Source organism: Leisingera sp. (assembly GCF_034669605.1).
In the GTDB taxonomy this organism is placed as follows: Bacteria; Pseudomonadota; Alphaproteobacteria; order Rhodobacterales; family Rhodobacteraceae; genus Leisingera.
Genome location: NZ_JAXMOX010000211.1, coordinates 1 through 7528, shown reverse-complemented (window position 1 = coordinate 7528; position 7528 = coordinate 1). Strand labels below are relative to the sequence as shown.

The window sequence follows — 7528 nt, the reverse complement described above, 5'->3', positions numbered from 1 at the left end:
CATGGCGATGGCGTGTTCGGCAGTGGTGATCATGTTGCCGAAGGGCGGGTTCATCACAATGACGCCGCGCTTGGAAGCGGCTTCGTTGTCGATGTTGTCAGTGCCGATGCCGGCTCGGCCGATCACTTTGAGGTTTGCGGCGTTCTCCAGAATCTTTTCGGTCACCTTGGTGGCGGAGCGGATGGCGAGGCCGTCGTACTGGCCGATAATTTCCGCCAGCTTGTCCTTGTCCTTGCCCACATCGGGAAGGAAATCGACATCGATGCCGCGATCGCGGAAGATCTGTACGGCGGCTTCAGAGAGCTTGTCGGAGATGAGGACTTTGGGAGCCATTTTTGTGGTCCTTTTCAAACGGGGGCCTGTGCGGCCTGATATGGTGAGGGATCCCTCGGAGGGAGGATCCGGGGCCGGGGCCCCGGAACAGGGCCCGGGTCAGGCCGCTTCGGCCTGGGTGGCGATCTCGGCCTCAAAAGCCCATTTGATCCAAGGCATCAGAGCCGCCACGTCAGTGGTTTCAACCGTGCCGCCGCACCAGATGCGCAGGCCTGCAGGCGCGTCGCGGTAGGCGCCGATGTCATAGGCCACGCCTTCGCTTTCCAGCCGCTTGGCCACGGCCTTGGCAAAACCGGCACCATCCTGGATGCGCGGATCAGTGAACCTGAGGCAGACCGAGGTATTCGAGCGGTATTCCGGCTGTTCCGCCAGAAAGGCGATCCACGGGTTGTCCTGCACAAAGCTCTGGACCGCGGCAAGGTTGGCATTTGCGCGGCCGCGCAGGCCTTCCAGTCCGCCGACCGAGCGGGCCCAATCCAGTGCCAGCAGGTAGTCCTCCACTGCCAGCATCGAGGGCGTGTTGATGGTCGCGCCCTGGAAAATGCCATCGATCAGCTTGCCGCCCTTGGTCAGGCGGAAGATTTTGGGCAGCGGCCAGGCGGGTGTGTAGCTTTCCAGCCGTTCGACCGCGCGGGGGGACAGGATGATCATGCCGTGCGCCGCTTCGCCGCCCAGCACCTTCTGCCAGGAGAAGGTGGTCACATCCAGCTTGTCCCAAGGCAGGCGCTGCGCAAAGGCCGCCGAGGTGGCATCGCAGATGGTCAGCGCCGCACGGTCGGCAGGGATCCAGTTGCCGTTGGGAACCCGTACTCCCGAGGTGGTGCCGTTCCAGGTGAAGACAACATCATTGCTGAAATCAACAGTGCCAAGATCGACAATCTGGCCGTAGTCCGCGGTTTTGACCGTGGCGTCCAGTTTCAGTTGTTTCACCACGTCAGTGACCCAGCCGGAACCAAAGCTTTCCCAGGCCAGCATTTCAACCCCGCGGGCACCCAGAAGGTTCCACATCGCCATTTCCACCGCACCGGTATCGGACGCGGGCACGATGCCGATCTTATAATCAGCAGGGATGTTCAGGATCTCACGTGTGCCTTCGATCGCAGCCTTCAGCTTCTCTTTGCCCACCGCAGCGCGATGCGAGCGGCCCAGCGGCGCGCCGGACAATTTGGCCAGGTCAAAAACAGGGGGTTTGGCGCAAGGGCCAGAAGAAAAACGCGGATTTGCCGGCCGCGATGCCGGTTGTGCAATAGCCATCAATGCTACCCTTCCAGATAAGCGCCCCTCGTTGGGGAGGGGTGTCCCGCCATCAGAGCTAGGCTGCTGCAGCGCGGCATGCAACAGAAAATTCGGAAAAATACGGCCATTCCACCTCTTTTTGCGACACGCCTTTCTACCATCGGAAACAGCCGCCCGAAATACTCCCGGAAGACCAGGCCTTATAATACCTCCTGAAATCTGCGGCCCACCGCAGGCTGGCCGTTCCAGCGGCGGGCCGCTATGACAGGGTAAACCCGATGGAACGGAGCCGCCGATGTTTGTTGCCACCCTGCTTTGCAACCCCGCCAGTCCGGTGCTGGAGCCCGCTCTGCCCGAATCTCTGCGCAGTGCCTGGGGCGGAGGAGAGACTGACTGGCTGGCACCGGGTGTGGCGGCTGAGTTTTCGCTGGCGCAGATGCCCGGCAACCGCTGGGACGTCTGGGCGGATCTGCAAAAAATGGGGGTTGATCTGGTCATTCAGCACAGCGCAGGGCGGAAGAAGAAGATGCTGCTGGCTGATATGGATTCAACCATGATCCAGCAGGAATGTATTGATGAGCTGGCCGAAGAAGCGGGCGTTGGCGCACGGGTCAGGCAGATCACCGCCCGGGCAATGAACGGCGAGCTGGATTTTGAGGGTGCGTTGACCGAACGGGTCGGGTTGCTGAAGGGTCTTCCGGAAGCAGTGATCGGCAAGGTACTGGCCGAACGTATCACTTTTATGCCCGGCGGCAGTCAGCTGCTGGCCACGATGAAGGCAGAGGGCGCCTATGCAGCGCTGGTCTCGGGCGGGTTCACTGCCTTCACCGCAAAAGTGGCGGCAGATCTGGGGTTTGACGAAAACCGCGCCAATACCTTGGAGGTGGCAGACGGCAAGCTGACCGGAAAGGCCGGCAGGCCAATATTGGGCCGGAAAGCCAAGGTGGAGGCTCTGGAGCAGATCACCGCCCGGCTGGGAATCGATGAAACGGATGTCATTGCGGTCGGCGACGGCGCCAATGATCTGGGGATGCTGCAACGCGCAGGGGCCGGTGTGGCGCTGCACGCCAAACCCTCGGTCGCAGCGGAATGCGATATCCGTATCAATCACGGCGACTTAACCGCGCTTCTCTATATCCAAGGCTACGGCCAGAATGCATTCAAAGTCTGACCAATCTGATCCTTTGCAGTGAGGATCTAGACCCTGCTTTTTGCAGGCAGCAGGTTTCCCAAGGGTTGCATCGAGGCGGTTGCAGGCGGCGGGCTGGCCGCCTTTCCTGTTCTGCTGCTGGCGGGTGCCATCCCGGTAACGGCGTTGGCGGCTAGCAAACCGAAGGTGCCGTTCGGGGCCGCCATTTTTGGCTTCTGCCTTGATGCGCCGTGTTTGTGTCCGCAGACAGGGATGCTTTGTGGCCTGCATTCTTTCTGGACGGATATTTTTAACTTACTACTTAATTAACAGAAGTGGTAAAAAGAACCATGGCACCGATTCTAAAGTTCTTTGCCGCGCTGTCGGATGAAACCCGCATGTCAATCGTGGACCAGCTGATTGCAAAAGGCGAACTGCCTGCCGGCGACCTGGCACCGGGCGCGGGCATCTCGGCCCCTGCTATCTCGCGCCATCTGAAGGTGCTGCGCGAGGCCGGGCTGGTCACGCAGCGCGCCGATGGCACCAAGCGGCTGTATTCGGCCCGGCCCGAAGGCCTGCGAATGATTGCCGAGTGGACCCAGTCCCGGCGTGCCTTCTGGGAAGGCGGCCTGGACCGGCTGGAAACGGCCTTGATGGAGGATGACACCTGATGGAGGGAACGGGATGAGTGATCTGCAGCTGCGAAGAGTGTTTCCGGTCAGCCCGGAAAAGTTGTTCGCTTGGGTGACAACGCCAGACAAGCTGCTGAAATGGTGGGGGCCGGAAGGCATGCATATCCCGGAACATGATCTAAACCTCAGCCGTACCGGCCCTTGGTATTCCATCATGCAGAACAACGACGGCCAGCGGTTTCACGTCTCGGGACAAGTGACCCATGTGGATGAACCGAAATCCGTCGGCTTCACCTGGGCCTGGCATGATGAGGATGGCACCCGCGGCGCCGAAAGCCATGTGACCTTCACAATTGCTGCCACCGAAGACGGCGCCATGCTGCTGATTGACCACCGGGATCTGGACGGCAGCGACACTGCTGCACGCCACGAACAGGGCTGGACTTCAACCCTGCGCAAGCTGGAGGCGCAGCTGGCCGAACCAACCTGAATTACATCCATCGCAACCAAGGGAGAAGACCAATGCCACAGTTCATTTTTGCCTATCACGGCGGCAAGACCCCGGAGAGCGAGGAAGAAGGCGCCAAGGTCATGGAGGCCTGGAAGAACTGGATGGGTTCCATGGGCGAAGCGCTGAAGATTCCCGGAGCGCCGGTGGGCATGTCCAAGACGGTCAGCGCCGGCGGCGTCGCGGACAATGGCGGCGCCAATCCGGTCTCTGGCTACACTGTGGTGGAGGCTGCCGATCAAGACGCCGCCTGCGAGATGGCCAAGGGCTGCCCGATGGTAGTGGATGGCAGCGGTTCGGTGGAAGTGGCCGAAGTCATTGAAATGCAAATGTGAAGTGAATGCCCCGGCCAGAGACCGGGGCATTCTTCATTAGAACAGCAGCTCGGCTGCAGGGCGGATCGCCCCGCACTCCAGCCCGAGGCGGCTGTACAGTGTCTTGTTCATGTACTTGCGGGTGGCGGGATGCCCGGCGTCCAGCACACCGAGGCTGACCATCAGCGCGGCAATTGCGCATTCGCTGGCGCGGGTTGCCCCATCGGTGATTTTCACGGCCACGCCCATTTTCTGCACGGGCAGGATGGCGACGAACACCGCCTCGGCCCCAGTCTTAATCGCCACTTTGCCGCCCATGGCGCGCATCATATTGGTGCAGGCGCGGGTTTCGCCGGCCACCAACTCGGGGTGCGCGGTCATTGCCGCAACCAGTTGCTGTGCAGCTTGCGATGCGCGGTCAGAACGGTCGTCGGCGCTGGCAAACCAGGCCATGGAACGCGCCAGCCCGGTGACCGTGGTGGCAAAATTCGGCGCCGAGCAGCCGTCGATACCATAGCCGGGGCTGTCCAGGCCGGTGGTTTCCTCAAACGCAGCCAGACACGCCTGCTGCACCGGGTGATCGACTTCGATGTATTCGGTCCCCGCCCCAAGGTACTGCATCAGTGTCAGAAAGCCCGCGTGTTTACCGGAACAGTTATTATGGACCTGGCAGGGGCTGTTGCCGGTCTTGATCAGCTCGTTGCGGGCCGGGATGTCATCCGGCAGCTGCGGACCGCAGCGGAAGTCGTCATCGCCAAGCCCTAGCTGATCCAGCCAAGAATTCACCCGCACCGTGTGGATATGCGCGCCATTGTGGGAGGCGCAGGCAAGCGCCAGCTGTTCGGACGTCAGCCCATAGCGCGCGGCGGCGCCGGAGGTGATCAGCGGCAGCGCCTGGATCATTTTAGCCGAGCTGCGCGGATAGATCACCGCATCCGGGTCACCCCAGCTGCGCACCACCTGACCGGAGGCGTCGCAGATGACGGCATGGCCCAAATGCAGGCTCTCCAGCAGCGGGCCGCGCCAGACTTCGGCCATGGGCACAGGTTTCGCCATGATGTCTCCCCTTATGTTTTCTTGGCGAAATCCTGCCAAAACGCACTTTCGCCCGTGGTGCTAGTTACGTTAGTGTGCTTGTGTAGCGCAAGCGAGGGGATCGGGACCAGACGGCGGTTGAAACGCTGCAGGCCCTTTGCTTGGTATTTGAGGTTTAGAGAACAGTCTTGGAGTCGGGACAAATGGCATTGAAACTTGCCCGCGTGGTTGCGGGCCTGTGTCTGGCAGCATTGGCATCCACCGCAACAGCGCAAGCAACCTCCAACAACCGGGTTGCAGCCAAGGTGGACTGGAGCGTTTTTGAGGGCGACAACCCCAACGAGTGCTGGGGGGTTTCCGCACCAAAGGAAACTGTGAACACCCGCGACGGCCGCGTCGTGGCAGTGCGCCGCAGCGAGATCCAGCTGTTTGTCACCTTCCGCAGCAGCGATGCCCCCAAGGGTGAAGTCAGCTTTACCGGCGGGTATCCGTTTGCGCCGGGTTCCACCGTGAACATGGCCATCGGCGAATCCGAGTTTGAATTATTCACGGAGGGCGAATGGGCCTGGCCGGCAACCCCTGCGGATGATGCCAAGATCGTTACAGCCATGAAGCGCGGCGCCAATGCGGTGCTGACCGCACGATCGGCCCGGGGCACCCAAACCAAGGACAGCTTTTCGCTGCTGGGCTTCACGGCTGCCTTGGAAGATGCGGAAAAGCGCTGCAGCAAGTAACCTCTGGCGCCGGGCGGAAACATTCCAAGCCCCGGCCCGTGCCGGTGTTTTCTTGTTTGAAGGCTGCAAGCGGCGTAGCATAGCCGGCAGGAGGTGCTTGCCATGCCGGACTCAGCCAGTCTCCCGTGCGCTTGCCTTGCAGTTGCGTTGTTTTTGCAACCCGCTTTTGCCAATCCAGCGCTGGAATGCGGCGCGGGCAGCCAGGAGGAAATCGGCACCTGTGTGGCTGAAGATGAAGAAGGTGTTGAAGCCGCACTGTTCAACGCGCTGGAAACCGCAATGGTCGCGGCTGCAGAGCGCGACAACACCAAGGGCGGTACAGCAATGGAGGCTGCGCTGAAGCAAAGTCAAACCGCATGGGAAGCATTCCGGACTGCCCATTGCGCCTTTGCCGGCGAAGCCCATGCGGTGCGCGAAGACGCAGGAATTGCAACGCGGGCCTGCTGGACGAGCCTGGGGCGTGCCCGGGTGGAGGAACTGGTGCGGTTTTCCAATTAGGCACTGAGCAGTGCTGCGGCCCGAAACTTGTTTTCAAGGATTCCTTTTGATCTTCCGCGGGAATCCTATATAGAGCCGCATCCGCCCACCAGCACCGAGGCTAAAGCCAATGACCGCCAGCGCGCCGATCACCCAAGACGTTTTGACCCTGCCTAGAAAGGACCCCGAGGGCGGCAAGGTCAATCTTGTCGGCCTCACCCGCGAGCGCATGCGCGAGGTTCTGATCGAACATGGTACCCCGGAAAAACAGGCCAAGATGCGGGTCGGCCAGATTTGGCAGTGGATCTACCAGTGGGGCAAACGCGATTTCGCGGATATGACCAATCTGGCCAAAGCCTATCGCGCGGAACTGGCGGACATATTCGAAGTCCGCATCCCCGAAGTGGTGAGCAAACAGGTCTCCACCGACGGCACCCGCAAGTATCTGGTACGGATCAATGGCGGACATGAGGTCGAAGTCGTCTACATCCCCGAAGACGGCCGCGGCACGCTGTGTATTTCATCCCAGGTGGGATGCACCTTGACCTGCACCTTCTGCCATACCGGCACTCAGAAGCTGGTGCGCAACCTGACCCCGGCCGAGATTGTCGGCCAGGTGATGATGGCGCGCGACGATCTGGAGGAATGGCCGGTGCCGGGTGCGCCCAAAGACGAAACCCGCCTGCTCTCGAACATCGTGCTGATGGGCATGGGTGAGCCGCTGTACAATTTCGACAACGTGCGCGATGCGATGAAGATTGCGATGGATCCCGAGGGCATCTCATTAAGCCGCCGCAGGATTACGCTTTCGACCTCCGGCGTCGTTCCCGAGATTGCCCGCACGGCAGAGGAAATCGGCTGCCTGCTGGCGATTTCCTTCCATGCGACCACGAATGAGACCCGCGATGTGCTGGTGCCGATCAACAAGCGCTGGAACATCGACACGCTTCTGCAGGCGCTGGCGGACTACCCGAAGGTCTCGAACTCCGAGCGGATCACCTTTGAATATGTGATGCTGGACGGGGTCAACGACACTGACGAGGACGCGCACCGGCTGATCGACCACATCAAGCGCTACAATATTCCGGCCAAGATCAACCTGATCCCGTTCAACGAATGGCCCGGCAGCC

The 7528-nt window shown here is 61.0% G+C and carries 9 protein-coding genes and 1 pseudogene; 7 read left to right on the top strand and 3 right to left on the bottom strand.

Annotation, left to right across the window (positions count from 1 at the left end; all coding sequences use genetic code 11):
- Positions 1-333, bottom strand: a pseudogene (locus tag VOI29_RS20460) (phosphoglycerate dehydrogenase); the annotation flags it as partial.
- A 99-nt stretch (positions 334-432) separates the two neighbouring features.
- Entirely contained in the window at positions 433-1587 is a 1155-nt protein-coding gene (locus VOI29_RS20455) for a phosphoserine transaminase (protein ID WP_323783081.1), read from the bottom strand.
- Positions 1588-1864: 277 nt separating this feature from the next.
- Between VOI29_RS20455 and serB the strand changes: the two genes are divergently transcribed.
- From serB to VOI29_RS20435, 4 genes are all read left to right on the top strand, one after another.
- Positions 1865-2740, top strand: a complete 876-nt coding sequence (serB, locus tag VOI29_RS20450; RefSeq protein ID WP_323783078.1) for a phosphoserine phosphatase SerB — start codon at positions 1865-1867, stop codon at positions 2738-2740.
- 308 nt (positions 2741-3048) lie between these two features.
- Positions 3049-3369, top strand: a complete 321-nt coding sequence (locus VOI29_RS20445) for a metalloregulator ArsR/SmtB family transcription factor (protein ID WP_323783075.1) — start codon at positions 3049-3051, stop codon at positions 3367-3369.
- Between the two features lie 13 nt (positions 3370-3382).
- On the top strand, positions 3383-3820 hold the full coding sequence (locus VOI29_RS20440) for an SRPBCC domain-containing protein (protein ID WP_323783072.1): 438 nt from the start codon (positions 3383-3385) through the stop codon (positions 3818-3820).
- A gap of 32 nt (positions 3821-3852) precedes the next feature.
- Positions 3853-4173: a YciI family protein gene (locus VOI29_RS20435; protein WP_323783068.1), complete on the top strand. Its 321-nt coding sequence runs from the start codon at positions 3853-3855 to the stop codon at positions 4171-4173.
- Between the two features lie 36 nt (positions 4174-4209).
- Here the strand turns inward: VOI29_RS20435 and VOI29_RS20430 are convergent, their stop codons facing one another.
- Entirely contained in the window at positions 4210-5208 is a 999-nt protein-coding gene (locus VOI29_RS20430) for an asparaginase (RefSeq protein WP_323783065.1), read from the bottom strand.
- 182 nt (positions 5209-5390) lie between these two features.
- Between VOI29_RS20430 and VOI29_RS20425 the strand changes: the two genes are divergently transcribed.
- From VOI29_RS20425 to rlmN, 3 genes are all read left to right on the top strand, one after another.
- On the top strand, positions 5391-5921 hold the full coding sequence (locus VOI29_RS20425) for an invasion associated locus B family protein (RefSeq protein ID WP_323783062.1): 531 nt from the start codon (positions 5391-5393) through the stop codon (positions 5919-5921).
- A 147-nt stretch (positions 5922-6068) separates the two neighbouring features.
- Positions 6069-6419 (top strand): lysozyme inhibitor LprI family protein, encoded by a 351-nt coding sequence (locus VOI29_RS20420; RefSeq protein ID WP_323783059.1) that lies wholly within the window; start codon positions 6069-6071, stop codon positions 6417-6419.
- Positions 6420-6528: 109 nt separating this feature from the next.
- The coding region (rlmN, locus tag VOI29_RS20415; RefSeq protein ID WP_323783056.1) for a 23S rRNA (adenine(2503)-C(2))-methyltransferase RlmN at positions 6529-7528 on the top strand (1000 nt) is incomplete at its 3' end.

Excerpts from the sequence above, each read along its gene's own strand:
- VOI29_RS20455 (WP_323783081.1), bottom strand. The coding sequence starts at position 1,587 with ATGGCTATTGCACAACCGGCATCGCGGCCGGCAAATCCGCGTTTTTCT.
- serB (WP_323783078.1), top strand. The coding sequence starts at position 1,865 with ATGTTTGTTGCCACCCTGCTTTGCAACCCCGCCAGTCCGGTGCTGGAG.
- VOI29_RS20445 (WP_323783075.1), top strand. The coding sequence starts at position 3,049 with ATGGCACCGATTCTAAAGTTCTTTGCCGCGCTGTCGGATGAAACCCGC.
- VOI29_RS20440 (WP_323783072.1), top strand. The coding sequence starts at position 3,383 with ATGAGTGATCTGCAGCTGCGAAGAGTGTTTCCGGTCAGCCCGGAAAAG.
- VOI29_RS20435 (WP_323783068.1), top strand. The coding sequence starts at position 3,853 with ATGCCACAGTTCATTTTTGCCTATCACGGCGGCAAGACCCCGGAGAGC.
- VOI29_RS20430 (WP_323783065.1), bottom strand. The coding sequence starts at position 5,208 with ATGGCGAAACCTGTGCCCATGGCCGAAGTCTGGCGCGGCCCGCTGCTG.
- VOI29_RS20425 (WP_323783062.1), top strand. The coding sequence starts at position 5,391 with ATGGCATTGAAACTTGCCCGCGTGGTTGCGGGCCTGTGTCTGGCAGCA.